We start from the raw sequence: 23,633 nt of genomic DNA on the forward strand, positions 1-23,633 counted from the left end.
ATCCCCTTAACGTAAACTAATGGTTGTATTTACACCGCCAACTTCATGGCTATCTTCAAACCAGCGACTGGTAATGGTTTTGGTTTGGGTATAGAACTGCACAGCTTGTTTGCCGTATGGTCCCAAATCACCAAGTTTTGAACCTCTTGAACCGGTAAAACTAAAGAACGGTACTGGCACAGGAATTGGAATGTTGATACCAACTTGACCTACATCAATTAAGTTTTGGAAAGTACGTGCAATCGCGCCACTTTGTGTGAATAGACCTACACCATTACCAAATGGGTTGGCATTGATGAGTGCAATCGCTTCCTCAAGGGTGTCTACACAAATAATGGAAAGTACAGGGCCAAAGACTTCTTCTTTATAAATACGCATGTCGGTATTTACGCCACTAAAAATCGTTGCACCTACAAAGTTGCCCGATTCATAGCCTTGGACTTGAACATCACGGCCATCGAGTAGTAACTCTGCCCCTTGCTCAACACCGCTATTAATTAAATCAAGCACACGCGCTTTAGCACGTTTTGAAATGACTGGGCCAATGTCAGTATTTGGCTCATGGCCTGCGTTTACTTTTAAAGTCTTCGCTTTTTCAACTAATTCTTGAATCCACTGTTTACTTTCACCCACCATGACTGCAACCGACAGTGCCATACAGCGTTGCCCCGCTGCACCAAATGCTGCACCGACCAAGGCATTTAAGGTTTGCTCTTTATTGGCATCAGGCATAACAGCCACATGGTTTTTTGCACCCATCATTGACTGGACGCGTTTACCATGTTGTCCAGCAAGGTTATAAACATGCGTTCCAACAGCAGTTGAACCTACAAATGAAATCGCTTTAATATCTTTGTGTGTACACAGACGGTCAACCACTTCTTTACCACCATGCACAACGTTGAGCACACCTGCTGGAACCCCTGCTTGAATCGCAAGCTCAACCAGCATCATGGTTGATAACGGATCTTGTTCTGATGGTTTTAAGACAAATGTATTGCCACACACGATTGCCATTGGGAACATCCAAAGTGGAATCATGGCAGGGAAGTTAAACGGCGTAATACCCGCACAGACACCCAAAGGTTGCTGCAAGGTATACGTGTCTACACCACGCGCAACACCTTCAACATATTCACCCATTTGCAAAGTGCCTATTGAACACGCATGTTCAACCACTTCTAAACCACGTTGAATATCACCTTCTGCATCTGCCAAGGTTTTGCCTTGTTCAGCCGTTAGTACTTGTGCAATTTCTTTCATGTTGGCACGGATCAAGTCTTGTAAGTTAAGCATGATGCGCATACGTGCCTGAATTGGGGTCTGACGCCAAGAAGCAAAAGCATCTTGTGCAGCTTGAATAGCAGCGTCAACTTCTTTAACCGTTGCAAATGGTACACGACCAATCACTTCCTGAGTTGCAGGGTTAACAATGTCTTGCCATTCCTGTGTTTCAGATTCGATAAAATTTCCGTTAATGAGTAATTTAGCGGTTTCCAATTCGATTTTTTGGATTGTGTTCATAACCTCTCCGTAGGCCATATTTTTATTGTGTTCAATTATTAGAAAATACTTCTTGATCGTATTTTCTTTATTCCAGTTTCAATTGAGACTAACAAAGAAAACTTTGACCACCAACGGAAATTCATGCACGATTGTTGTGCAAATATGCACAAGGATGACAACAAAAATGAAAGTGGATTGGGATCATCTACATTTTTTTCTGGTTTTAGCTCGGACTAAAACATTGACCAACGCTGCGCGGATTATTGGTGTCGAGCACAGTACAGTAGCTAGACGGATTCAGGCACTAGAACTTGCTTTGGGTACAACGCTGTTTAAGCGTGAAGCGACTGGTTATGAGTTGACACTCGAAGGTATGGCACTTGTTCCCCGAGTTGAGCAAATGGAACAAGCTTTCTTACAAATTGAGAAACCACATCAACCTTTGCAAGGTCGTGTGCGAATTGGCACACCTGAAGGTTTTGGCACTGCGTTTTTAGCCCGTTTACTGGCTGAGTTCTCTATTCAATATCCATTGCTGACCATCGACCTAATTCCAGTACCGAAAATGATTAAACTCTCCCACCGTGAGGCAGACATTGTGGTGTCAATTGATCGTCCTACGTCTGGACCCTACATCATTACGCGGTTATCAGACTATTGTTTAAAAATTTACGGCAGCCAAAACTATCTGGCGCAAAACCCACCCATTCGTGGTTTAGAAGATTTAACCCAACACCGCTTTGTGAACTATATTGATGATCTGGTGTATAGCCCTGAACTGTACTGTTTAGAACGGTTACCCTTAAAGCTTAACGCGAACTTCCGTAGCAGCAGTATTTTAGCCCAACAAATTGCGGTGAGTGCTGGTGCAGGACTTGCGATTTTGCCCAAGTTTTTAGCAGATGATAAACCAGAACTAGACGTCGTTTTAGAGCAGCAAGTTCGCTTTACTCATACCTTCTGGATGCTGACTTTTGTTGATTTACAGCATGAACCGCGCATTAAACTCGTCTGGGACTATTTGCGTAAACAAGCCGATAAATATCAGCATTTGTTGGTTGATTAAAGAGTGTAAATAAAAAAAGCCAATCACGGATGATTGGCTTTTTTGAAATTAGTAATAATTAATCAAAACTTTCTTGGCCTAGTTTTTTCATGCGTGGTTTATAAAACACATGATAGCTAACGCCTAAAACAACTAGCCACAATGGACTAACATAGAGTGCTTTTAATGTATCTGGCTCTAGTGCCAAAATCACTAAAGTGAACAAGAAAAATGCAATGACAACATACGCCATTAACACACCACCCGGCATTTTAAAAGTCGATTTAGCATGTAACTCTGGACTCAACTTACGGTAACGTAAATAGCACGCCATGATCAGAAGCCATACACTAATAAAGAGAATCACACAAAGTGAACTTGCCAAAGTAAATGCTTCCATGGTGTTTGGAACAAAGTACTGAAGCACTGCCCCACCCATAATGAAAATACATGAGAAGATTAAACCATTTGAAGGCACGGCACGTTTTGATAAACGCCCCAATGCACTTGGCGCCTGACCATCTTTCGATAAACCGAACAGCATACGACTGGTTGAAAACACACCGCTGTTCATTGAAGACATCACTGAAGACAGTACCACCAAGTTCATGATGATAGCTGAAACAGGAATACCCGCATTTAAGAACAACTCAACAAATGGGCTTTTATCTGCACGAATGTGATCCCAAGGTGTTACTGACATCACCACAAAGAGTGCTAGGACATAGAATAGAATAATACGTACAGGAATCGCGTTAATTGCCTTCGGTAGATTTTTCTCTGGATCTTTCGTTTCAGCGGCTGTTGTACCAATCAATTCGACGCCAATAAAGGCAAATACGGCAATCTGGAAACCTGCCAAAAATCCGCTTACGCCTTTTGGAAATATGCCACCATGCGACCACACATTACTTACACTAACAACCTCACCATGCGGAGCTTGAAAATGAGTGAGGATCATGTAACCACCGACTCCAATCAGGCCAATAATGGCCAAAATCTTAATGAGTGCGAACCAGAATTCAACTTCACCAAACAACTTCACCGTAAGAAGGTTAAGCCCTAAAATGAATAGTACACAGCCTGCACTAATCATGGCTTGTTGTGTTGGTGAGAAACTGGCGCCTTCGGGCAGCCAGAAACTTAAATAGTTAATGACCGCAGATAAATCTGCAATACCGACCAGTACCCAGCCTAACCAATAGGTCCAACCTATATAATAACCAGCCCATGGGCCAATCAAATCATATGCCATATCGACAAATGACTTGTAATGCAAATTAGCGAGTAGTAATTCACCTAATGCACGCATTAAGAAAAAAAACATGCCACCAATTAACATGTAAATCACGAGAATTGAAGGACCAGCGAGGGAGATGGTTTTGCCCGAGCCCATAAATAGACCGGTTCCAATTGCACCGCCAATTGCAATCATTTGTAGATGGCGATTATTTAATTTCCGTTGTAAATGATCAGGGGAGCCTGCCTCATCGGGATGATGAACCATTGTCATATTAGAAGTCCTTTTTATATTTTGCTTAACTTAAAATCAGCAACCTATAGGGAGAAAAACGAACCGTATATCGTGGGTTGCTGAGTCTATACCTCAGGACAAGATGTTCAAGTATATTTTTTCCTTAATTGATAAATCGTTTGTCCTGTTTTTTTAAGTCACATTATTTATGTACTGCCTTCACGGCAATTTTAATTAACATATCTGGATTCTCCAGATTAGCCGGAGTGTAGCATGTGATAATGCTAGATGTCGCTTTTACGCCCCCCTCTAAACTGCTCTATTGAGTTAAAAATAAACAACATTATTCCGATAAAAAATCGAAAGAAAATAAAAAAAGCCAATCATGTTTGATTGGCTTTTAATAAAACTTAATGATCGTTGACGAGTTCGCGTCCTAGTTTTTTCATGCGTGGTTTATAGAGCACATGATAGGTAACACCTAAGATAACTAACCATACTGGACTGACATAGAGCGCTTTCAATGTATCTGGCTCAAGTGCCAAGATGACTAAAGTGAAAAGCATAAATGCCAAAACGATATAGCTCATCCAAATGCCACCGGGCATTTTAAAAGTAGATTTTTCATGTAATTCAGGACGTAATTTACGATAGCGTAAATAGCACACCATGATAAGACTCCAGACACTAATGAATAGAATCACACAGAGTGAACTTGCCAAAGTAAATGCTTCCATGGTGTTTGGAACAAAGTACTGAAGTACTGCCCCGCCCATAATGAAAATACATGAGAAAATCAAACCATTTGAAGGTACGGCACGTTTTGATAAACGACCAAATGCACCTGGAGCCTGACCGTCTTTTGATAAACCGAACAGCATACGACTGGTTGAAAACACACCGCTGTTCATTGAAGACATCACCGAAGACAGTACCACCAAGTTCATGATAATAGCTGAAACAGGAATACCGGCATTTAAGAACAACTCAACAAACGGACTTTTGTCTGCACGAATATGGTCCCAAGGCGTTACTGACATCACAATAAAGAGTGCTAGTACATAGAACAAAATAATACGTACAGGAATCGCGTTAATTGCTTTCGGTAAGTTCTTCTCTGGATCTTTGGTTTCAGCAGCCGTTGTACCAACCAGTTCAACCCCGACAAAAGCAAACACGGCAATCTGGAATCCTGCCAAGAAGCCTTCTGTACCTTTCGGGAATAAACCGCCATGCGACCAAACATTACTAATGCTTGCAACAGCGCCTTGCGGAGCTTGGAAATGACTGAAAATCATATAGCCACCCACTCCGATCAGGCCAATAATGGCTAAAATCTTAATGAGTGCAAACCAAAATTCAATTTCACCAAATAGGCGTACAGTCAGTAGGTTAAGACCCATGACAAACAGCACACAACCTGCACTAATCATGGCTTGTTGCGTTGGTGAAAAGCTCGTGCCATCGGGCAACCAGAAACTCAAATAGTTAATGACTGCTGAAAGGTCCGCAATACCCACCAGTACCCAGCCTAACCAATAGGTCCAGCCCAAATAATAACCGGCCCAAGGACCAATTAAGTCATGAGCCATATCAACAAAAGATTTGTAATGCAGATTTGCAAGAAGCAACTCGCCCATTGCACGCATTAAGAAAAAGAACATTCCTCCAATAATCATATAGATTAAAAGAATTGAAGGACCTGCGAGGGAGATGGTTTTGCCCGAACCCATAAATAGGCCGGTTCCAATTGCACCGCCAATTGCAATCAGTTGTAAATGACGGTTAGACAGTTTTCGTTGCAGATGATCAGGAGAGTTTTCCGTATCTGAATGACGAGCCGTTGTCATATTAAAATTCCTTTTTGAATTCCTTTGTTAAGATCAGCAACCTATGGCGAAAATCGAACCGTATGCCATAGGTCACTGAATCTGTTCACCAAAAATGACTGGATAAACCGTATCTATCTTCCTTCTGTTAGATACATCATCATTTTCGGAGTAAAAACGAATTACTTTTGTGCTGCCGTCACGGCAATTTCAATTAACCAATCTGGATTGACCAAATCGGCCTGAATTGTGGCACGCGATGGAACAACACACCCTTTTAACCAGTCAACCCAAATTGCATTTACGGTTGAAAAGTCAGAAAGATTTTTCAAATAGAGCTGTGCAGAAAGCAAGCGAGATTTGTCGGTATTGGCTAATGCCAAAAGTTCATCAATTGTTGCAAGAATTTCACGAGTTTGGCCTGCCACGTCTTGTTCGGTATTTTTAGGTACCTGACCTGACAGATAAACCACTTTGTTAAAAACAGTCACGGCGCTCATGACTTCGTTAGTGTTAATCTTTTGTATATCTGAATTAGACATTCGGATTTCCTTATACCTGATTAATAAATTGAACACGGACGGTGACAGCACACATCAGTTCATAGCCCACCGTACCGGATGAAACTGCGACATCATCAATAGGTAAAACGACGCCTGTACTTGATTGGCCCCAAAGCACGACTTCACTGCCGACTTTGGCACTTTCAATACCTGTTAAATCGACTGCCAACATATCCATGCTGACGCGGCCAATTGTACGAGTGCGGACAGAGTCCACTAAAACAGGCGTACCTGTTGGTGAAATACGCTGATAACCATCGGCATAGCCACAAGCGACAATCCCAATCGTTATGGGCTGCTCTGCGACAAAGTTTGAGCCATAACCTACGCTTTCATTCGGTTCTAAATGCTGAACTGAAATAATTTCGCTGCGTAAGCTCATGGTCGGTTGTAAGCCCCAATCCGCAATACTATGCGTCGGGTAGTCTGGCGAGCTGCCATAGAGCATGATGCCGCTACGTGCATAATCTGATTTGAGCTGGTCTTGATAACGCAGAATTGCTGCGCTATTACTTACAGATCTTTCACCCGGTAAATCTTTAATAATTTCTTCAAATGCAGTGATTTGATAATCAATGCCTTGCTGGCCGAAACGATCACCATCTGCATCAGAAAAATGCATCATGTGCGTAATCTTGGACACATTTGCCAAGTTATTTAAACGTTCCCAAGCCTGAACATAGTTTTGTGGTTTAAAACCAAGACGGTTCATACCACTGTTCATTTTTAGACAAACATTAAATTGGGCTGGATAAGGATGCTTTTCTACCCACTCAATTTGCGCTTCACTATGAATGGTGAAACTGAGTTGATACTGCACACAATCAAATAAATCTTGAGGAGAAAAAATCCCTTCGAGCAATAAAATTGGACCTGTCCAACCTAAAGCACGAATGCGTTTTGCTTCATCAAGATCAAGTAAGGCAAAGCCATCTGCTGCTTTAAATGCTTCATAAACACGTTCAATTCCGTGTCCATAAGCATTGGCTTTTACAACGGCAAAGACCTTACTGTTTGGCATAGTCTTGCGTACCACCGCCAAGTTATTTTGTAAGGCTTGACGGTGGATCACTGCGGTAATAGGACGAGGCATGATTACTTTCCTAACGTCCGTTATGCCGCGTGCGCGTGTGAGTAACGCTGAATTGAAAGGCCATCGGTACTGATATCAGTCTTATGATTCAATACGATGTCACTGATTAATTTCCCTGAACCACATGCCATGGTCCAACCTAAAGTACCGTGACCTGTATTCAAGAACAGATTTTTAAAGCGAGTCGCTCCAATAATTGGAGTGCTGTCTGGTGTCATTGGACGTAGACCCGTCCAGAAAGACGCCTGTGCCATATCGCCGCCCGGGAACAAGTCCTGAGTAACCATTTGCAAGGTTGCACGGCGGTCTTCGTTCAGACCTAAATTGAAACCACTTAACTCAGCCATACCACCTACGCGAATACGTTGGTCAAAACGCGTAATCGCAATTTTGTAGGTTTCATCAAGCACTGTAGATTGCGGAGCAAAAGCAGGGTCAACAATTGGAATCGTCAACGAATAACCTTTCACAGGATATACAGGTAACTGTAGATCGAGTGGTTTCAAGAAATCACGTGAATAGCTACCAAACGCTAGGACATAACGATCTGCGGTTAAGACCTTACCATTGACCTGAACGCCCTTAATTTCATCGCCTTCAACAATCAATTTTTCTACGTTCTGGTTGAACTGGAAGTTAACACCCAACTCTTTAGCAATTTGAGCTAAAGCATTGGTAAATAAATAACAGTCACCTGTTTCGTCATTTGGTAAGTGTAAACCACCAACGAGTTTATCTTGCGCATTTGCCAAAGCTGGTTCTACACGACCAAGTTCGTTGCCATTTAATAATTCGTAGCTTACGCCGCACTCTTGTAGCACGCTAATGTCGCGTTGAACCGCTTCCATTTGAGCTTCTTTACGGAATAACTGCAACGTACCTTTAGCACGGTTTTCGTAATTAATGCCTGTATCTTTTCTAAGTTCACGTAAGCAATCACGGCTGTATTCAGCCACACGCATCATACGTTCTTTGTTCACAGCATAACTTTGTGGATTACAGTTTTTTAGCATTTGCGCCATCCACTGTAACTGCCACATGCTGCCATCTAAATTAATCGCAAGCGGTGCGTGATGTTGGAACATCCACTTCACAGCTTTAAAAGGGATTCCTGGTGCTGCCCAAGGGGTCGAATACCCTGGCGAAATTTGACCTGCATTACCAAAGCTTGTTTCTTCAGCAGGACCTGACTGACGGTCAAGAACAGTGACCTCAGCTCCTTGTTGAGCTAGATAATAGGCACTTGCCACTCCGATAACGCCGCTACCTAATACAATTACGCGCATTTCCATTCCCTCACGCACACCAGTTTATTTAACTAGTATATTTCTGCTTCAATAGTTTATTTCACTGTTTTTCAGGGTATAATCTAGGTAAATTTATGTTTTTCTCGCGAGAATTTTAAAAAAAGAGGAAATATCTATGCGCCCCTTAGATCGTATAGATCGCATGATTCTGGACATTTTGCAGCGCGAAGGACGAATTGCGATTAGTGAATTGGCATCGAGAGTCAACCTCTCTACCACCCCCTGTTCAGAGCGTGTAAAACGTCTCGAACGCGATGGCATTATCATGGGTTATTACGCCCGTCTAAACCCAGCTTACGTAGACCGTAACCTGCTCGTCTTTTTAGAAATTAAGTTATCTGCCAAATCAGGCGATGTATTTGACCAAGTGGCCAGAGACCTCGTTGAGATTCCTGAAGTGCTCGAATGTCACCTTATTTCAGGCGAATTTGACTACCTTGTAAAAGCCCGTTTAAAAGAAATGAGCGCATACCGCCGCTTATTGGGAGATCTATTAAAGAAACTCCCCGCTTCGGCATCGTCGCACAGTTATGTGGTCATGGAAGAAGTGAAAGAAACTTTATATTTAGATGTAAGCAAGTAAAGCGAGCATTATTGAACTCGCTTTACTCACGTTTTAAAAATTAGAAATATTTTAAAATCGAAATATGTTTATTTTGATGTTTGAACTTCGAGAACCACTTAACCGCTGGGTAGAGTGCAAAAGACAGCAAAATTGTGATTAACCACAGCATCCATACATGGCTGACCGACAAATAATTCCCGTAGTTGGCTCCCCACACGTTTAGCACAAACACATAGATCAGTTTCAGCACATATAAATGCAATAAATAAAAGAACATAGGCACCGAGCCAAATACCACTAATGGTTTTAAAAACGAGTGCTGCTGCATACATTCAAAAGCAACGAGCACAAGCAAACCAATTCCAACATTCAGCAAAATAAACAGTAAAGATGGCGGATACTTGGTGAGGTTAAAAAAGCTCATAAGGCTCAGTTGTAATGACTCAAAATACTGCCACGGCTGGTCACCATAGATATTGATAAAACGTAGTAAAACAAATAACCCAATAATTATTAAACCAATGCTGAGTAAAGCGCGGCTTCTTTGATTTGCTGTATATTTTAAACTAAAGAACTGACCTAAAACATAGCCTAATAAAATCACTCCAATCCAAGGTAAAACAGGATAGCTTGTACGAAGCTTGATACCCGCAAATTCAATCCAACCACGTTCATGTAAAATGAACCATATATTTTGTAAAACACCTTGTGAGAAGTGCACAGAATCTAGCAGGTTGTGCCCAAAAATAATGACCAACGCTACACCAGCAAGAACTGGCAAAGGCAAACTTACACAACAAGCTAATACCACCATGCTAATACCTATCGCCCAAATCACCTGTAAATAAATGACTTCGGGTGGAAAAGTTGCTGTCCATGCAAAATTCACAAGCGTAAGCTCTAATACAATTAAAAATAAGCCACGTTTTAATAGAAAGGCACGCGTTTGTTGTGAGTCCTGTTTTTTTGATTGAAATAAAAACGCAGAAATACCGGTTAAAAGTACAAAAACCGGAGCGCAAATATGTGCCAATAATCGACTGCCAAATAATGCTGGTTCTGTTACTGTTACGTCCATTGGATCGGTAACCTGTTTATGTAAATAGAAAGTTTCTCTTACATGGTCGAGCAGCATAATGATGATCACCAAACCACGCAATGCATCAATCGACTGTAAACGTTCAATATTCTTTTCTAAAGACATAGCGGTAATCAATAAAATAATGTAACGTTATATTATTACATTAAACTTCTTTTGTCTTTCATGGCTGATTATTTATGCAACATAAATTAGGATTGTTGTCTTCATTAGGGTTATCTTTTATATCAACATTCTCTTGGGGAGACGAAACCTCAACAGTACTTGAGACCATACGCGTTCAGGCTGAAAGTACCCAAGAAGGTGTGAGCCAAAATAGCTCGGCGACTAAATTTTCTCACGATGTTTTAGATGTCCCTTTTAACCGTGCTTATGTTTCAAAACAAATGATGGAACAACAAGACGTTCAACGGATTGATGACGCATTAAGCTTAGTGAGTGGGGTTTTTCATCAAAACAGTTTTGGTGGCGGCTTTTGGGATAACTACTCTTTCCGTGGTTTTAGTACCGATCCCAATTTAGGTGCTTCTATGATTCGTAACGGCTTGAGTGTCAACCGTGGGATTAGTGCGCCAAAAGATGTCGTAAATATTGAATCTTTAGAGTTTTTAAAAGGGCCAATGGCTGCTCTATATGGTCGCGGCGAAACTGGTGGTTTGCTTAACCTCAACAGTAAAAAACCGCAGTGGGAAAGCGAAAGTGAAGTTAACCTACGTGCCAATACCCAAGAACAATATCGAATAAGTCTAGAACACACTGCCCCTATTAACGATGAACTGGCCTATCGTGTAGCAGTAGCTCATGAAGATAATCAAAGCTTTCGTGATCATGTCAGCAGTGAACGCTGGTTCTTTTCACCACAGCTCACATGGAAAATTTCAGACCAGACACTACTCGACTTTGACAGTGAATTTACAGAGCATAAAGGAACCTTTGACCGTGGTGTCAGCACAGTCAATCATGAGTTTGTGATGGACCCGAAAACCTTTACAGGTGAACCTGACGACGGCGATTTAAAAATAAAAGATTACTTTTACCAATTACGTCTGAGTCACGAATTTAACCCTGACTGGAAGCTAAATAGTGCTGTCAGTTATAAAGACGCCAAAATGGTCGGCTTTGCAACCGAACCTCGCCGTATACAAGCCGATGGACGTACTTTAGAGCGTCAACGTCGCTATCGTGATTATACGAGTGAAGATGTTCTTGCTCAGACAGAGTTACTTGGCAAGGTTGATACGTCGTGGGCTCGTCATGAAATTTTACTTTCAACTGAACTTGGTCAACTCGACTATAAGCAAAACCAGCTTCGTCGCAATCACAGCACAAGCTCAAAAAACACAATTGATATCTACCAACCTGAATACGGCAAATATTTACCGAACTTAGCTCCGTTTACTAACACCAAAGAACAGCAGCGTTACTTTGCGCTTAATTTACAAGACCAGATCTTTTTCAATGATCAGTGGAGTGTGCTATTCGGCAATCGTTTTGATCAGGTCGAACAAGACTTTAAAAATCACCTGACACAGACTGAAAGCAACCAGACACTTCATCAAAATAGTCCGCGTTTCGGAATAAATTTTAAAGCCTCTGACAAATGGGCTTTTTACACCAACTATGGTCGCTCATTTGCCATGAATAGTGGTATGAACCGAAATGGTCAGACTTTTTCTCCTGAAAAAGGCGAAAGCTACGAGGTCGGCACCAAATATAAAGTGAATGACCAAAGTGTGCTTAGTCTCGCTTTGTTTAAAATGAAAAAACGAAATGTACTCACAACCGACCCAATCGACAGTAACTTTCAAACTGCAGCAGGCGAAGTAAGCAGTAAAGGAATTGAGTTTGACTTAAATAGCCAAATCACTGACCGTTGGTTCGTCAATGCAAATTATAGTTATACCGATGCTCAAATTGAAAAAGACCAAGACTTGGCAAAGGGTGCACGTCTAAGCAATGTTCCAAAACACCAAGGCGCTGTAAGTACTAACTATGAGTTTCTACAAGAAGGTCCACGAAAAGCAGGCGTAGGTGCCAACCTTACTTATGTAGGCGAACGCAGTGGACATAATCTTGATAATGGCTTTAATTTACCAAGTTATACACTGGTCAATCTAAATGGCTACTATGCCCCATCAGACCGCTTACGCTATCAGCTGAATGTAAACAACCTGTTTGATAAAACTTACTATGTTTCAAGCTATAGCGATTTATGGGTTCAACCAGGAGAACCACTCAACGCTTCAATTTCGGCACAGTGGAAGTTTTAATTCATATATAAATAAAAAGCCCGAATTATTTCGGGCTTTTTTTATTAGAACATACCATTTTCATTGACGATTGGGTCGGGCTGTACTTGACCAATATCCCAAAACTCAGCAATTTTTCCATTTTCAAAACGACAAATATGAACCACAGCCACAATGGTAGGTTTGTCATTCATTTGCATTTCAAGTTTCGAATGCACGGCGACTAAAGTCCCATCTTCAATGACATGCTGAACATCAAAGACTTTATTGGGATTTTCAGCCGCGCTTTCACGCATACCTTCCTTCAACGAAGTTGCATCACCCGCATAATAAGGGTTGTGATGCCTGAAGTTAGGCGCAGTGTAATTGCTGTAGGCTTCATCAACTTCGCCTGCTGCGGCAAGTTCTAAAAACCGTACCGCAATTTGTTTTTGAGATAAGTTCATGAGTATCTCCTACTCTTTTTAGACCTTATTGCAAGAGGTCGTCTTCTTCACTTTCTTCCTCAAAGACATAGGCCATACAGCCCCATCCGTCATATTCGCCCTGAAATTTTTCAGCGATGCTGGCAAACCATTGCTCCAAGTCAACAATGTCTGAATACTCAGGTTCCATATTGACAAAGATGGTGATCACCCACTCGTTTGGCTCAACAGAGTCATCTTGGAAAAGTGAAACTTTTTGTTCTTGGTAAAGTAAATAGAGTGCACATTGCTCTGCATTTTTTTGATCTTGAAATGCAATTGAAAATTCAATTTCATGCAGCTCGGTTAAATCATCCCCATCTTCAGCCATTTGCCAAAGTACATTGCCGTTATCGTCATCTGGAAATTGTTCGTAGTCACGAGTCATAAAGTGATCCTTGTTGTTGTCGCAGTATTAATATTATTCGGACTTAGAATACCCGACTTTTATTGCAGTTTGGGTATATATTCCGTTCCCAATTGCATCAAATTGAATTTTTAATTGTATGTAAATTTTAAAAAGGCACTTGGGATTGAATGACTACATCTGTGCCTTTCAATGGATGCTGAAAAGCCAGATGCGCAGCATGTAAAGCCATACGGCTTAAATGAAAACGTTTAGGCTCAGGGTGATACAGCTTGTCGCCCATAATCGGGTGTCCAATGTGCATCATGTGCACACGGAGCTGGTGCGAACGGCCTGTGACTGGTTCAAGTAATACTCGCGTTTGATCGACTTTTTCGTCATAAACGAGCGGTTGAAACAAGGTTTTAGCATGCTTGCCTAATTCAAAATGTACAATTTGTCTTGGGCGATTTTCCCAGTCAGTAATGAGCGGAACTTCAACACTGCCCTCTTCTGTGACTTGGCCTTGCACCAACGCAATATAATGTTTTTTGACTGTTCTGGCCTGAAACATTTTACTTACCGCAACCTCTGCATCACGGTGCTTGGCAAACATAAGTAGGCCCGATGTCGCCATATCTAAACGATGCGTGACTTTAGCCAAAGGGAACTTTTCTAACACCCGTAAATAAGCGCTATCATGATGCTCAGGTAGGCGACCCATCACAGACAACAATCCCGCAGGTTTATCAACCACAATTAAATCGTCATCTTCAAATAAAATTGAAAGCGGATCTTGTGGCGGAGCGTAAACAAAGTTGTCGTTTAAAGGCATGGTCGTAGAAACAGCAATGGAGCATGGCGGCAAATCATAAAGAAATTTCAGACCTACCGCAAAACAATCTATAAGCTATCATCATGTTCCACGTGAAACTCGGGAAAGCTTTATCGTTTTTTATTCATTTCAGCTAAAAGATCGAGCTGAATTTCTTGAATATGCGCAAGCCTTTCCCACTGATGCGATAAAAGATGATCCATTTTTTCATGTAAATGACGAATCTCAAGCTCAGCTTTTAAATTAATTTGATAGTCATGTTGCGAACGTAAGCGATCTTTGGCTTCTTGACGGTTCTGACTCATCATAATGACAGGTGCCTGAATTGCAGCCAAACATGACAAAATCAGGTTAAGCAAAATAAATGGATAAGGATCAACAGGATGCACCACCATCACTACGGTATTAAAAAGGATCCAAGCCACTAAAAACAGCCCAAAACAAGTTAAAAAGACCCAACTTCCACCAAATGAAGCTATTTTATCTGCTAACTTTTCACCCAAAGTCCAATTCTGATCGAACTCTGTCTCTGTATTACGAGTAATGAGTTCATGCCGTTGCATACTACCAATTACTTCATTCTCCAAAGTGGTTAGCTCCCCCTTTTCTGAACGCAATAGGGACTGCACATATTTAATACGGTAGTCCGCCAAATCAGCACGACAAATAAAAGTTGAAAAAGACCACTCTGGATAATCTTTCAAGATTTCTTCACCAATGACATCTCGAATGACTTCACCAGAGACCAGATCTTTCAAGGGAAAACTCTTTCCGCATACGGCGCATTGGCGATACTGATTTTTATTGTCCATATTATTCAGCCCATTATTATGATAATAAGATTAGTATATAAACGATTTCGGCCTAACACATCGTAAATAAAAATAGTGCTCTAACCCAATATCTGTAAAGTTGCTGGCACTATTTTTCGGTGGGCAGGAATCACAGGCACCATGTACAATCGCCCAAGCAGATTTTTAATATGTACTACTGTAGTCACTGTAAGCACTTGGGTATCTTCATTTTTATAAATAGATAAAGTCACATTCAAATGTTTATCATCATCTCCAATGACTAACTCATTTTCGGTACGTTGCCTTAAGGTAAAAATTCCAATTCGGTCACCTGCGACATATTCATTTTCTTTTTTATTCGAATCAATCTGCTTAAAACTTCCTAAATCTTTCAGCCCAATCTTTGAAGTAATTTTATTGCGCAGATTCATACTCCATTCTATCCACTGCGGAGTATGCTGAAATAGCTTAATAAGCTGCTGAAATACATTTAGGTCGGGTTGCCCCAGCACAATACTCCACGAGTCGTGGAAGTAGGCATTGTTCAATTGAGAAGAGATTTGACTGTCGGTAGGTAAAGTAGAAAGATAAGGCTTATTCATAAATTATATTCTTGTAAAGTATCGTTTTTATTATAGAGAATTTTTTAGGGTGTCAAGGGAAACCGTCTATGGTTTACTTCAACAATTATAACTTTGTAAGTTAGAACCTTATGCCTATAAACTTTTGATCTATAGCGTCCTAAGCCGAATCGAGACCTTTTGGGTGAGTACACACTAACGTTATACGTTTTGGTGCATGCTACTCTTTTCGATCCCTATCACACCCTTGAGATATAGTTTAGCCAGCACCCTATGGGATTGTTTTTCTAAGAACAGCTAATTTTAAATATTTTTGGTAATTTTTACGCAAAAAGTCAAATTAAAAAGAATATATTCCCATTTCATAATAACTAGTTAATTTTAAATTCCACTTTATTTGTGTTTTTCGGTTTATTTTACCAAATTATTAACTGTTTTGAGGAATTAGGCACCAGACTGTAAAAAGTAAATTACCCTTCATTTTTTAGTCATGAAGGGCAATAGTCTTTTATGAAGAAATAAAACCATGCTTACGAGCATGGTAAACAGTAAATAATCCGACTAGGGCAAAAACCAGCATAAACCATGGAAAATAGGCTGCCCCAAAACTTTCAAGTAATCCACCACCAACCATTCCACCAGAAGCTATAGCAAGGTTAAATACCGTGACCAACATAGACTGCGCCACATCTGCTTCGTGACCCGCGGTATTTGCCAGAGCTGTTTGTAATAGTGTTGGAGCACCACCAAAAGTTACTCCCCATAACACAACACCCACCAGTACGACAAAACTTGAAGAGCTATAAACACCTAACAGCGCGGTCGCGATTGCAAAGATAAATAAGCTTAAAATCGTTATTTTTCTTAATGAATGGTCGATGAACATCCCTGTAATGAGAATGCCTACAATTGAAGAAATCCCGAATATAAAAAGGATAGTCTCAACGTTGTATGGCTGCCCTGTTGAGGCCAAAAATGGTGAAATATAAGTATAAAGAATGCTATGAGCCAATATCCAAAGGAAGACAACTGCTAAAATAGCTCTGATGCCCGGCATTAAAAGAACTTTTAAAATGGGCAATCTTTTTTGTGCTGACTGTCCTGCAAAATCGGGAATACTAAAGCGAATCCAGAAAAATAAAATTAATGCCAGTAAAGACATGATCCAAAATACGCCACGCCACTCAAACAACGTTCCCAACCACGCCCCCAAAGGAACGCCAATTGATAAGGCAATGGGTTGCCCAACTCCAGCAATTGCTAAAGCTCGTCCTTGATACGATGCTGCCACCATGCGTCTTACATAACCCGCTAAAAGCCCCCAAATAACACCCGCTGCCATCCCTGCAATAAAACGAGCAATCAAAGTCAGAATATAATCATTTGATAAGGCAGTAATCGCATTAAATAAAAGTAACCCTGCAATAGCACTGAGTAATAAAGGTCTCCGATTCCAACTACGGGTAAGGCTAATCAGCGGTATTGCGGCTAGAACAGAACCTAAGGCATACACTGCTATAAGCTGCCCTGCATAAGCTTCTGAAATATTTAACCCTTGACTGATTTGAGGCAAAAGCCCTGCTGGCATGGTTTCTGTCATGATGGTCAGAAAGCCTGCAACTGTAAAAGCGAACAGTCTCCAAATCGGTAATTGAGTAGAGAATTCTTCAGTTAACTGATGAGATGTTTCATTACTCTTAATATTCATAAAGCTTTACTCTCAAATTTTTTTGCAGAGTACTTACTCTGTTCTGCATCGCTATAAGCTTGTTTTATCAGGTTAGGATGGGAAGACATTTGTTCTCCATATGAACTAAAGTCATTATTACGGAATGATCGTTCCAATTTAAGTTAAATAAAAACCTTAACTATTCAGCTCAACCATAGTTAAGGTTTAAATGAGTTTTATAAAACGTTTAAAGCAACCTCGACCACATCCATTAAAGATTGCTTTCTTTGTTCAAGCGGGCTGCCTTTTCCCAAAACACGTAATCCTTGAATAGTATTTACAAAAAAACTTGCTAACGCGCGTGGGTTTTGGGTAGAAGGAATTTCACCAGACTGTTGAGCTTTAATGAATAAACTCTCTAAAGCATGTTGTATTTTCTGTAGGTTACTTACAACAAATTGAGCGACATCTTCATCATGGCCAGCCAGTTCTAAACATGCATTTGCGACAAGACACCCTTTATGTTCTGGATCACTTAGCTCATCTTCAACAATATTAAGAAGTAACTGTCGAATAAGTACTTTCGCAGAACCTGAACCAGACAACAACTTCACATTATTTAGTGTAGTTAAAAGTTCATAGCGCTGTAACGCTTTTTGATAAAGACCTTGTTTGTTTTGAAAAGTGCTGTAAAGGCTACTTCTAGATAGTCCCGTACCATCAACTAAGTCTTGAACTGAAGTTGCAGCATAACCGCGACGCCAAAAAACCTGCATTGCAGCATCAGCAATTTCATCAGTTTCAAATTCTTTAGTTCGCATAAAACACACTTATTAGGAACGATCATTCCAATTAATTTAAGATAGACTAATAAAGAAGTCAAACTAAAAAATTATTTCATGGGTAAACATTTCTGCAATTTGAAAATGATGACTCTATATTTTTATAAAATTAAAAATATTTAATAAAAGCTACGCCATCTGGACTATTCAAACCAAACTGATTGATGACTGTTTTTCATATTTTTGTCTTGTTCTTTCTGCATTATTTTTAGATTTAATTTTTTCGCTTGAATACATTATAAAAACATATTATAAACTATTTCTAACCAAATAATTGGTTTTTTGGAACTTTATAATGAACAACAATATTATAATTTTTGGTTATGGAACAGGTATTTCCAAAGCCGTAGCACATAAGTTTGGTAAAGAAGGCTATAAAATCGGTTTAGTGGCACGTAATGCTGAAAAACTTGAAAAAGCCATTTTAGAACTTAAAACACAAGGTATTGAAGCTTACACTTTTACATGTGATTTAGCGGTTCTTGAAGATATACCAAACCTAGTTAAACGTATTAAAGACCAATTCGGAGAGATTAAAAATATTCATTGGAATGCTTTCCATGATATTGAAGGCAATATCTTAAAAACCCCTCCACTAGAGCTTACTAAAAGCTTTCATATTCGTGTTTCGAGCTATATTGCGACGGTGCAAGCTTGCTTAGGTGATTTAGAGAAGAATCACGGTAGCATTTTATCGACAAACGGAATTTTTGCTTTCGATGCAGTGGGCATCGATTTAGTTGCCAAAGAATATTCATCATTAGCGACTACGGCTGCCGCTCAATACAAAGCCACCAACTTGCTTGCTCATAGTCTCGCTGACTCAAATGTTTACGTGAGCCAAGTGATTGTAAATGGTTTTGTAGATGGAACTCCTGAAGCGAAAGATAAAACCTACACGGTGCATCCAGAAACGATTGCAGAGCAGTTCTGGTACTTACACCAGCATAAGCAAGAAACTGTTTCCTTTTGTGGTGAAGCCATTCAAGCTGCTTAAACTATTTTGTATGGAAGAAGAAGCGTAATCAATTACGCTTCTTACAGCTTATTGCACATAAGGCCAAATATCTGGGTCTATATAGCTCTCATCTATATGGTAACCCTCTTTTTTCATATTATTTTCTTCAGTTTTACGTGCTTTCTTATTATTGGCAACTTCAGTTTCAAATGCTTGCTTTAACTGCTCTGAATTCATCTTATCTGTATCAGATATAGCATTTCGCCCTGCATATTTAAAGTTCTCAAAGCTATACCTCACCATATACTGTTCTTTTTTATCATCTTTATAGGTCTGTCGAAGACTAATACCTAATTCCACATCCCCATTATACAAATTAAATACCAACCTATTTGTTTTCGAAAGAACATCCTGCCATTCTTTAAAACTTAAGATATAAGTTGGATCTATAACCTCACCCATGGTTTCATTCATATGCTTTAAATTATCTTGTTTATCAATTCGAGCACTAAAAGGTAAAAAATACTGCTTCCATTGTTTGTCATTTATCTGATGCACTAATTTAGTATAAGCAGTATAGGCTTCTTGGCTCGTGGTATATTCATTTGGATGTAAGCTGGCATTAATGTCCATGATTTGAATACCATCATTGCTTCGTCGAGCTACTTGTGTACCTAGCACACTGATCACATTTTCTATTTCTAAATTACTCTTTTCACTAAATACACGTACTCGACCTAGTTTTGGTGGAGTCCAATCTAATGATAAAAAATTCATCCCTGCAGGCTGACGATCAACTGGCGTAGTACTATTTTTAGTAAAATCCTGCATGCCTTGTTTACCAAAATGAAGGGCTATTACATCTTGATTTTGGTTCTTTAAACTAATACTTGTTGGTTTACATGCAATTAAAAATAGGCATGTAAAGATGCAGATAAATAAAGATAAATAGTTCTTCATAATAAGTTTCCAGGCCTATCTAGCAACAAGTCTTCCCCTTATTACTACTCGAATATATTTTAAAATCGGCTTTACTATTTCCCCATTTAGAAATGGTTTTCAATTGCTGATTATATACCTTTCCTACATAGGCTACTGGAAGCCTTTCAGGCTCAATTGTATATTCTCGACCCCACCCTGTCATAACTAACAATGGCACACTCAAATTTATTAATTTAAGTTTCAGATTTTTAAATAAATTATTTTTCTTCCCATACAATGGGAAATTTTTCTGATTTAGAGACATTACCAATCATTGCAGAGAAAATGGCTTGGCATTCTAAATTGATTTTTTTAACTGAACTGATATCTATAGGCTCACAGCTTCTATTATCATTATTTGAGCAGAATTCTACAGATACATCAATTTGGTTATTCTCAAATCTATCGATATCCGCATCTAATGTTTGCTGAGGATCAATCATATTTTCACAAATTAACTTTTTTGATGATGATTTTTTTATTTTATTTAAAACTTCCTTACCTTCAATTTTTATAGAAAAATTTAATTTTTCATTGCTTTTCATAATATGATCTATTGTGAAATTTGAAATTCTTTCACTACATCCAGTTAAAAAAATTAGCCCTGATAGGTAAAGAATTTTTTTCATTTAAAACTCTATTGGAAATTGGATTTTCTTATAGCTTCTTTTGATATTAAAATATTATCTGCTATAACTTTACTACTTTGTAATAAGCTTCCAAAAACTACTCTACAAGACATATTGCTAGTTAACAATTTTTCCAATTGATTCTTATCGATACATACATTCATGGATTCATCTTCGCAGACTTTGAAGTACCCAGATGAAGTATATTTTCCATTTTTTAACTTCTCTCCCTCGACTGAGATAGCTCCTGTCACAAAGTAATTTTTAATATTATTGCACTTAAAATGTGAATATTTATAATTATTCTCTTGATAAATCTTATTTAAATCATCATTTGTTTCTAAATTAAATTTAAAAATATCACCACTCATACCATCCATATAAGAATAAGTTAAATTCTTAAGGGCTATATCCTTAAAATTTTCTTTCTCATTTTTGGCTAAAGGATTACAACCTGACAATAAAATGGATAAAATAATTAAAAAATATTTATGCATCTATTCATTCTACAATAATTAATTTATATTTCTTATTTAGCTCATCACTACCACGGCCATAAAACCCTGTTGAAATATTTATTGTATATTCACCTTTATGTTTGGGAATACCTTTAATTGAAAAGTCATTAAAACCGCTAGTGTCATTGTTCGGTTGAATTTTTAATCCTAAATCATCAGGCATATCAGTATCTATTTCAAAATACTTATCCACTACTTTGCCACCACTAATTTTTATATTCTGGGAATATGCTTCATTGACATGAGCTACAGCGAGTTCCTTTGGTTGTACATCATAGTTGCTACAACCATTAAGGGTCATTGCCAATAGAATATATCGAAACATGTCTTTTTATTCTTTAACTACAAATTCATAGGTTTTATTTAACTTATCATCACCTCGCCCATAAAAATGTGCATTAATTATAATTTCATATTTCCCTTTATATTTTGGAATTCCATCAATTCTTAAATGATTGTATCCATCTATATCATCTACAGGAGTAATTTTAATCTCCTGATTCTCTGGGATATTAGAAGTTAATTCAAAATGTTGTTCAGAGACTTTTCCACCTGTAATTTTTATATTCTGGGAATATGACTTATTAACATAAGCTACAGCGAGTTCCTTTGGTTGTGCATCATAGTTGCTACAACCACTTAGTATTAACCCTAATAAGATATATCTAAACATATATCTTATTCTTTAACTACAAACTCATAGGTCTTATCCAACTCCCCATCACCACCAGCATAAAAACTGGCATATATATTAATAGTAAAAGTTCCCTTATGTTTTGGAACTCCAGAAATTTTTAAATTATTATAAGCATCCGCTTCATTTTGATCTATTGGCTCAATAGAGATATTCATATCACTTGGAAAATTATCTTTTACTTCAAAAGACTGTGGTATCACTCTTCCACCAGTAATTTTTAATGTCTGATTATATTCTTTGCCAATATGTGCTATCGGAAGCTTATTTGGTTCAATATTATAATCCTTACTACAGCCACAAAGACTCAAACTTAAAAATATTACAGCCAATTTATTAAATTTCATTAGAAAGACTCCCTTTTTACTATTAATGCAAAAAAAACTGCTTTTTCAAAATCATATAGAGACAAATTCGGTTTTAATTGTTGTTTATTCTCTCCCCAAGAAAAGGCTTGTAATTGAACTTCCGTCTTATATGGATCTGTTGTATTTGTTATAGGCTGACCATTACTCTGTCTTAATTTGTCAGTCCAAACAATCCAATGATCTGGAAAACTTTGCGTGCCTGAACTAGAACCACTACTTAATAAGCTCGCAGAAATTAAACTAACTACATAGTAACCAGTTCCAGCATACTGGTTCAGTTCATTAATTAAACTAGGGTTATAACCATTAATATAAAATGGAAAAGTTTGTATCCCAAGAAATCCACTTTTTTTAAACCAATTTATTAGCTCTCCCCATAGTGTAATACCTGCAACTTCTTGATTAGGATCTTTTAACCGTAGTGCAATATTTTCTGATTCTCGTAAACTAGCTAAAGTTATCCAATCAATTGGTGGAATTTTAGGAGTTCCATTTTTTCTATAATAATTTTTTACTCGACGACATCCATCTAAAGTTGCCTCTATATTTAAATCTCCAATCCTTGTCTTTCCTGTTTCCCATAATTGTTTAACTGCAAACTTATATTTAGTCGGACTTAAATTGATAAGACAGAAGAAATAAGCTGCTGGGCCACACAAAGAAGCGTCAAATTGGTCAGGTAGAGGTTCGTTCAAACGAGCTTGTAAACCAGCTTCAATTTGAAGTTTTGAAAATGGGTCTTTCGCTTCCCCAGGCTTACAGCCAGGATCTATACATTGAAAAACTCTATCTCTGCTCAAATTGAGCTGGAATGTATTTTTAGACTTAACCTCTTTAACAACCTTAGTCATGTAAGTTGCTTCGTTATACTTTACTTTAGATATCTTAGTGTTTTGGCTAAAATTTGCTGAAGGATAAGACTCAATCTTATCTGGCAAAATATAATTACTTAATACTAAAGCTTCTTTCCCACTGATACTCAATCGATATAAGTCAAAAAGAATTACACAGTCTCTTATATTTTCAATACCTAACTTACTACCATCTATCTCGGCAGATCTTGTTTGATAAAGATTATTTCCTACTTTTTTGAATTCCTTACTTGTAAAAAGTATCGAAGTTTCTGCCTTATTTTTTACGGTATTGTAAACGTACAATCTATACTTTAATAAGCTAGGTTTTACATTTGTTTCCAAAACAACATACGGATAATACTTTGCCATT

At 38.7% G+C, this 23,633-nt stretch carries 25 protein-coding genes and 1 pseudogene; 4 read left to right on the forward strand and 22 right to left on the reverse strand.

Translation table 11 applies throughout. The annotated features are described in order from the left end of the window. Positions 1-6: 6 nt before the first annotated feature. On the reverse strand, positions 7-1,524 hold the full coding sequence (locus AOLE_RS18885; RefSeq protein WP_013199213.1) for a CoA-acylating methylmalonate-semialdehyde dehydrogenase: 1,518 nt from the start codon (positions 1,522-1,524) through the stop codon (positions 7-9). Positions 1,525-1,690: 166 nt separating this feature from the next. On the opposite strand from AOLE_RS18885, the gene AOLE_RS18890 reads away from it, so the two are divergent. Continuing rightward, positions 1,691-2,572 (forward strand): LysR family transcriptional regulator, encoded by an 882-nt coding sequence (locus AOLE_RS18890; protein WP_004640467.1) that lies wholly within the window; start codon positions 1,691-1,693, stop codon positions 2,570-2,572. A gap of 58 nt (positions 2,573-2,630) precedes the next feature. Here the strand turns inward: AOLE_RS18890 and AOLE_RS18895 are convergent, their stop codons facing one another. The 5 genes from AOLE_RS18895 to AOLE_RS18915 all read right to left on the reverse strand — a co-directional run bounded on the left by AOLE_RS18895 (position 2,631) and on the right by AOLE_RS18915 (position 8,796). After that, positions 2,631-4,058: an amino acid permease gene (locus AOLE_RS18895; RefSeq protein ID WP_081399393.1), complete on the reverse strand. Its 1,428-nt coding sequence runs from the start codon at positions 4,056-4,058 to the stop codon at positions 2,631-2,633. A gap of 377 nt (positions 4,059-4,435) precedes the next feature. Beyond that, positions 4,436-5,875, reverse strand: coding sequence for an amino acid permease (locus AOLE_RS18900; protein ID WP_005309081.1), 1,440 nt, complete (start codon positions 5,873-5,875; stop codon positions 4,436-4,438). Between the two features lie 161 nt (positions 5,876-6,036). Further along, a complete protein-coding gene (locus tag AOLE_RS18905) occupies positions 6,037-6,396 on the reverse strand; it encodes a RidA family protein (protein WP_013199215.1) in 360 nt (119 codons plus the stop codon). 10 nt (positions 6,397-6,406) lie between these two features. Next, on the reverse strand, positions 6,407-7,510 hold the full coding sequence (gene alr, locus AOLE_RS18910; RefSeq protein WP_013199216.1) for an alanine racemase: 1,104 nt from the start codon (positions 7,508-7,510) through the stop codon (positions 6,407-6,409). 20 nt (positions 7,511-7,530) lie between these two features. Then, the gene (locus tag AOLE_RS18915; RefSeq protein WP_002118025.1) at positions 7,531-8,796 is read right to left on the reverse strand and encodes a D-amino acid dehydrogenase; all 1,266 of its coding nucleotides are present in this window, start codon (positions 8,794-8,796) and stop codon (positions 7,531-7,533) included. A gap of 136 nt (positions 8,797-8,932) precedes the next feature. On the opposite strand from AOLE_RS18915, the gene AOLE_RS18920 reads away from it, so the two are divergent. Then, positions 8,933-9,400, forward strand: a complete 468-nt coding sequence (locus AOLE_RS18920) for an Lrp/AsnC ligand binding domain-containing protein (RefSeq protein WP_001247568.1) — start codon at positions 8,933-8,935, stop codon at positions 9,398-9,400. Positions 9,401-9,440: 40 nt separating this feature from the next. Here the strand turns inward: AOLE_RS18920 and AOLE_RS18925 are convergent, their stop codons facing one another. After that, positions 9,441-10,586: a DUF1624 domain-containing protein gene (locus tag AOLE_RS18925; RefSeq protein WP_013199217.1), complete on the reverse strand. Its 1,146-nt coding sequence runs from the start codon at positions 10,584-10,586 to the stop codon at positions 9,441-9,443. A gap of 74 nt (positions 10,587-10,660) precedes the next feature. Here AOLE_RS18925 and AOLE_RS18930 point away from each other — a divergent pair, with 74 nt between their 5' ends. After that, on the forward strand, positions 10,661-12,751 hold the full coding sequence (locus AOLE_RS18930) for a TonB-dependent receptor (RefSeq protein WP_013199218.1): 2,091 nt from the start codon (positions 10,661-10,663) through the stop codon (positions 12,749-12,751). Between the two features lie 44 nt (positions 12,752-12,795). On the opposite strand, the gene AOLE_RS18935 is transcribed toward AOLE_RS18930, so the two are convergent. The 7 genes from AOLE_RS18935 to AOLE_RS18965 all read right to left on the reverse strand — a co-directional run bounded on the left by AOLE_RS18935 (position 12,796) and on the right by AOLE_RS18965 (position 18,240). Next, positions 12,796-13,176 (reverse strand): nuclear transport factor 2 family protein, encoded by a 381-nt coding sequence (locus AOLE_RS18935; protein WP_013199219.1) that lies wholly within the window; start codon positions 13,174-13,176, stop codon positions 12,796-12,798. A gap of 25 nt (positions 13,177-13,201) precedes the next feature. Then, positions 13,202-13,582, reverse strand: coding sequence for a ribonuclease E inhibitor RraB (locus AOLE_RS18940; protein WP_004706008.1), 381 nt, complete (start codon positions 13,580-13,582; stop codon positions 13,202-13,204). Between the two features lie 127 nt (positions 13,583-13,709). Then, positions 13,710-14,375, reverse strand: coding sequence for an RluA family pseudouridine synthase (locus tag AOLE_RS18945; protein ID WP_013199220.1), 666 nt, complete (start codon positions 14,373-14,375; stop codon positions 13,710-13,712). Between the two features lie 110 nt (positions 14,376-14,485). Further along, positions 14,486-15,187, reverse strand: a complete 702-nt coding sequence (locus AOLE_RS18950; RefSeq protein WP_023274344.1) for a DUF1003 domain-containing protein — start codon at positions 15,185-15,187, stop codon at positions 14,486-14,488. Between the two features lie 80 nt (positions 15,188-15,267). After that, positions 15,268-15,771, reverse strand: a complete 504-nt coding sequence (locus AOLE_RS18955) for a DUF2867 domain-containing protein (protein WP_013199222.1) — start codon at positions 15,769-15,771, stop codon at positions 15,268-15,270. Between the two features lie 487 nt (positions 15,772-16,258). Further along, entirely contained in the window at positions 16,259-17,458 is a 1,200-nt protein-coding gene (locus AOLE_RS18960) for an MFS transporter (RefSeq protein ID WP_013199223.1), read from the reverse strand. 197 nt (positions 17,459-17,655) lie between these two features. Next, the gene (locus AOLE_RS18965) at positions 17,656-18,240 is read right to left on the reverse strand and encodes a TetR/AcrR family transcriptional regulator (protein ID WP_013199225.1); all 585 of its coding nucleotides are present in this window, start codon (positions 18,238-18,240) and stop codon (positions 17,656-17,658) included. A gap of 316 nt (positions 18,241-18,556) precedes the next feature. Between AOLE_RS18965 and AOLE_RS18970 the strand changes: the two genes are divergently transcribed. After that, positions 18,557-19,258: an SDR family NAD(P)-dependent oxidoreductase gene (locus AOLE_RS18970; RefSeq protein WP_013199226.1), complete on the forward strand. Its 702-nt coding sequence runs from the start codon at positions 18,557-18,559 to the stop codon at positions 19,256-19,258. Between the two features lie 48 nt (positions 19,259-19,306). On the opposite strand, the gene AOLE_RS18975 is transcribed toward AOLE_RS18970, so the two are convergent. The 8 genes and pseudogenes from AOLE_RS18975 to AOLE_RS19010 all read right to left on the reverse strand — a co-directional run bounded on the left by AOLE_RS18975 (position 19,307) and on the right by AOLE_RS19010 (position 23,632). After that, positions 19,307-20,179, reverse strand: a complete 873-nt coding sequence (locus AOLE_RS18975; protein WP_013199227.1) for a hypothetical protein — start codon at positions 20,177-20,179, stop codon at positions 19,307-19,309. Between the two features lie 100 nt (positions 20,180-20,279). Next, positions 20,280-20,465 (reverse strand): annotated as a pseudogene (locus AOLE_RS20800) (hypothetical protein); the annotation flags it as partial. Continuing rightward, positions 20,419-20,829, reverse strand: a complete 411-nt coding sequence (locus AOLE_RS18985) for a hypothetical protein (protein ID WP_013199229.1) — start codon at positions 20,827-20,829, stop codon at positions 20,419-20,421. The pseudogene AOLE_RS20800 and the gene AOLE_RS18985, both read right to left, overlap by 47 nt. 8 nt (positions 20,830-20,837) lie before the next feature. Continuing rightward, positions 20,838-21,326, reverse strand: a complete 489-nt coding sequence (locus AOLE_RS18990; protein ID WP_013199230.1) for a hypothetical protein — start codon at positions 21,324-21,326, stop codon at positions 20,838-20,840. Between the two features lie 4 nt (positions 21,327-21,330). Beyond that, on the reverse strand, positions 21,331-21,672 hold the full coding sequence (locus AOLE_RS18995; protein WP_013199231.1) for a hypothetical protein: 342 nt from the start codon (positions 21,670-21,672) through the stop codon (positions 21,331-21,333). 6 nt (positions 21,673-21,678) lie between these two features. Further along, complete coding sequence (locus AOLE_RS19000; protein ID WP_013199232.1) at positions 21,679-22,020, reverse strand: hypothetical protein; 342 nt, start codon at positions 22,018-22,020, stop codon at positions 21,679-21,681. A gap of 5 nt (positions 22,021-22,025) precedes the next feature. Further along, the gene (locus tag AOLE_RS19005) at positions 22,026-22,388 is read right to left on the reverse strand and encodes a hypothetical protein (protein ID WP_013199233.1); all 363 of its coding nucleotides are present in this window, start codon (positions 22,386-22,388) and stop codon (positions 22,026-22,028) included. Continuing rightward, complete coding sequence (locus AOLE_RS19010; RefSeq protein WP_013199234.1) at positions 22,388-23,632, reverse strand: hypothetical protein; 1,245 nt, start codon at positions 23,630-23,632, stop codon at positions 22,388-22,390. Before AOLE_RS19010 ends, AOLE_RS19005 begins: the two co-directional genes overlap by 1 nt. Position 23,633: the final 1 nt, after the last annotated feature.

Origin of the sequence: Acinetobacter oleivorans DR1 (assembly GCF_000196795.1) — a bacterium.
GTDB classification, from domain to species: Bacteria; Pseudomonadota; Gammaproteobacteria; order Pseudomonadales; family Moraxellaceae; genus Acinetobacter; species Acinetobacter oleivorans.

What these genes read in the sequence shown, in the direction of transcription:
- AOLE_RS18995 (WP_013199231.1), bottom strand. Translation starts at nt 21,672, where the DNA reads ATGTTTCGATATATTCTATTGGCAATGACCCTTAATGGTTGTAGCAAC.
- AOLE_RS18945 (WP_013199220.1), bottom strand. Translation starts at nt 14,375, where the DNA reads ATGCCTTTAAACGACAACTTTGTTTACGCTCCGCCACAAGATCCGCTT.
- AOLE_RS19010 (WP_013199234.1), bottom strand. Translation starts at nt 23,632, where the DNA reads ATGGCAAAGTATTATCCGTATGTTGTTTTGGAAACAAATGTAAAACCT.
- AOLE_RS18970 (WP_013199226.1), top strand. Translation starts at nt 18,557, where the DNA reads ATGAACAACAATATTATAATTTTTGGTTATGGAACAGGTATTTCCAAA.
- AOLE_RS18900 (WP_005309081.1), bottom strand. Translation starts at nt 5,875, where the DNA reads ATGACAACGGCTCGTCATTCAGATACGGAAAACTCTCCTGATCATCTG.
- alr (WP_013199216.1), bottom strand. Translation starts at nt 7,510, where the DNA reads ATGCCTCGTCCTATTACCGCAGTGATCCACCGTCAAGCCTTACAAAAT.
- AOLE_RS18920 (WP_001247568.1), top strand. Translation starts at nt 8,933, where the DNA reads ATGCGCCCCTTAGATCGTATAGATCGCATGATTCTGGACATTTTGCAG.
- AOLE_RS18950 (WP_023274344.1), bottom strand. Translation starts at nt 15,187, where the DNA reads ATGGACAATAAAAATCAGTATCGCCAATGCGCCGTATGCGGAAAGAGT.
- AOLE_RS18915 (WP_002118025.1), bottom strand. Translation starts at nt 8,796, where the DNA reads ATGCGCGTAATTGTATTAGGTAGCGGCGTTATCGGAGTGGCAAGTGCC.
- AOLE_RS18890 (WP_004640467.1), top strand. Translation starts at nt 1,691, where the DNA reads ATGAAAGTGGATTGGGATCATCTACATTTTTTTCTGGTTTTAGCTCGG.
- AOLE_RS18935 (WP_013199219.1), bottom strand. Translation starts at nt 13,176, where the DNA reads ATGAACTTATCTCAAAAACAAATTGCGGTACGGTTTTTAGAACTTGCC.
- AOLE_RS18985 (WP_013199229.1), bottom strand. Translation starts at nt 20,829, where the DNA reads ATGAAAAAAATTCTTTACCTATCAGGGCTAATTTTTTTAACTGGATGT.
- AOLE_RS18940 (WP_004706008.1), bottom strand. Translation starts at nt 13,582, where the DNA reads ATGACTCGTGACTACGAACAATTTCCAGATGACGATAACGGCAATGTA.
- AOLE_RS19000 (WP_013199232.1), bottom strand. Translation starts at nt 22,020, where the DNA reads ATGTTTAGATATATCTTATTAGGGTTAATACTAAGTGGTTGTAGCAAC.
- AOLE_RS18885 (WP_013199213.1), bottom strand. Translation starts at nt 1,524, where the DNA reads ATGAACACAATCCAAAAAATCGAATTGGAAACCGCTAAATTACTCATT.
- AOLE_RS18895 (WP_081399393.1), bottom strand. Translation starts at nt 4,058, where the DNA reads ATGGTTCATCATCCCGATGAGGCAGGCTCCCCTGATCATTTACAACGG.
- AOLE_RS19005 (WP_013199233.1), bottom strand. Translation starts at nt 22,388, where the DNA reads ATGAAATTTAATAAATTGGCTGTAATATTTTTAAGTTTGAGTCTTTGT.
- AOLE_RS18930 (WP_013199218.1), top strand. Translation starts at nt 10,661, where the DNA reads ATGCAACATAAATTAGGATTGTTGTCTTCATTAGGGTTATCTTTTATA.
- AOLE_RS18965 (WP_013199225.1), bottom strand. Translation starts at nt 18,240, where the DNA reads ATGCGAACTAAAGAATTTGAAACTGATGAAATTGCTGATGCTGCAATG.
- AOLE_RS18975 (WP_013199227.1), bottom strand. Translation starts at nt 20,179, where the DNA reads ATGAAGAACTATTTATCTTTATTTATCTGCATCTTTACATGCCTATTT.
- AOLE_RS18990 (WP_013199230.1), bottom strand. Translation starts at nt 21,326, where the DNA reads ATGCATAAATATTTTTTAATTATTTTATCCATTTTATTGTCAGGTTGT.
- AOLE_RS18955 (WP_013199222.1), bottom strand. Translation starts at nt 15,771, where the DNA reads ATGAATAAGCCTTATCTTTCTACTTTACCTACCGACAGTCAAATCTCT.
- AOLE_RS18925 (WP_013199217.1), bottom strand. Translation starts at nt 10,586, where the DNA reads ATGTCTTTAGAAAAGAATATTGAACGTTTACAGTCGATTGATGCATTG.
- AOLE_RS18905 (WP_013199215.1), bottom strand. Translation starts at nt 6,396, where the DNA reads ATGTCTAATTCAGATATACAAAAGATTAACACTAACGAAGTCATGAGC.
- AOLE_RS18960 (WP_013199223.1), bottom strand. Translation starts at nt 17,458, where the DNA reads ATGAATATTAAGAGTAATGAAACATCTCATCAGTTAACTGAAGAATTC.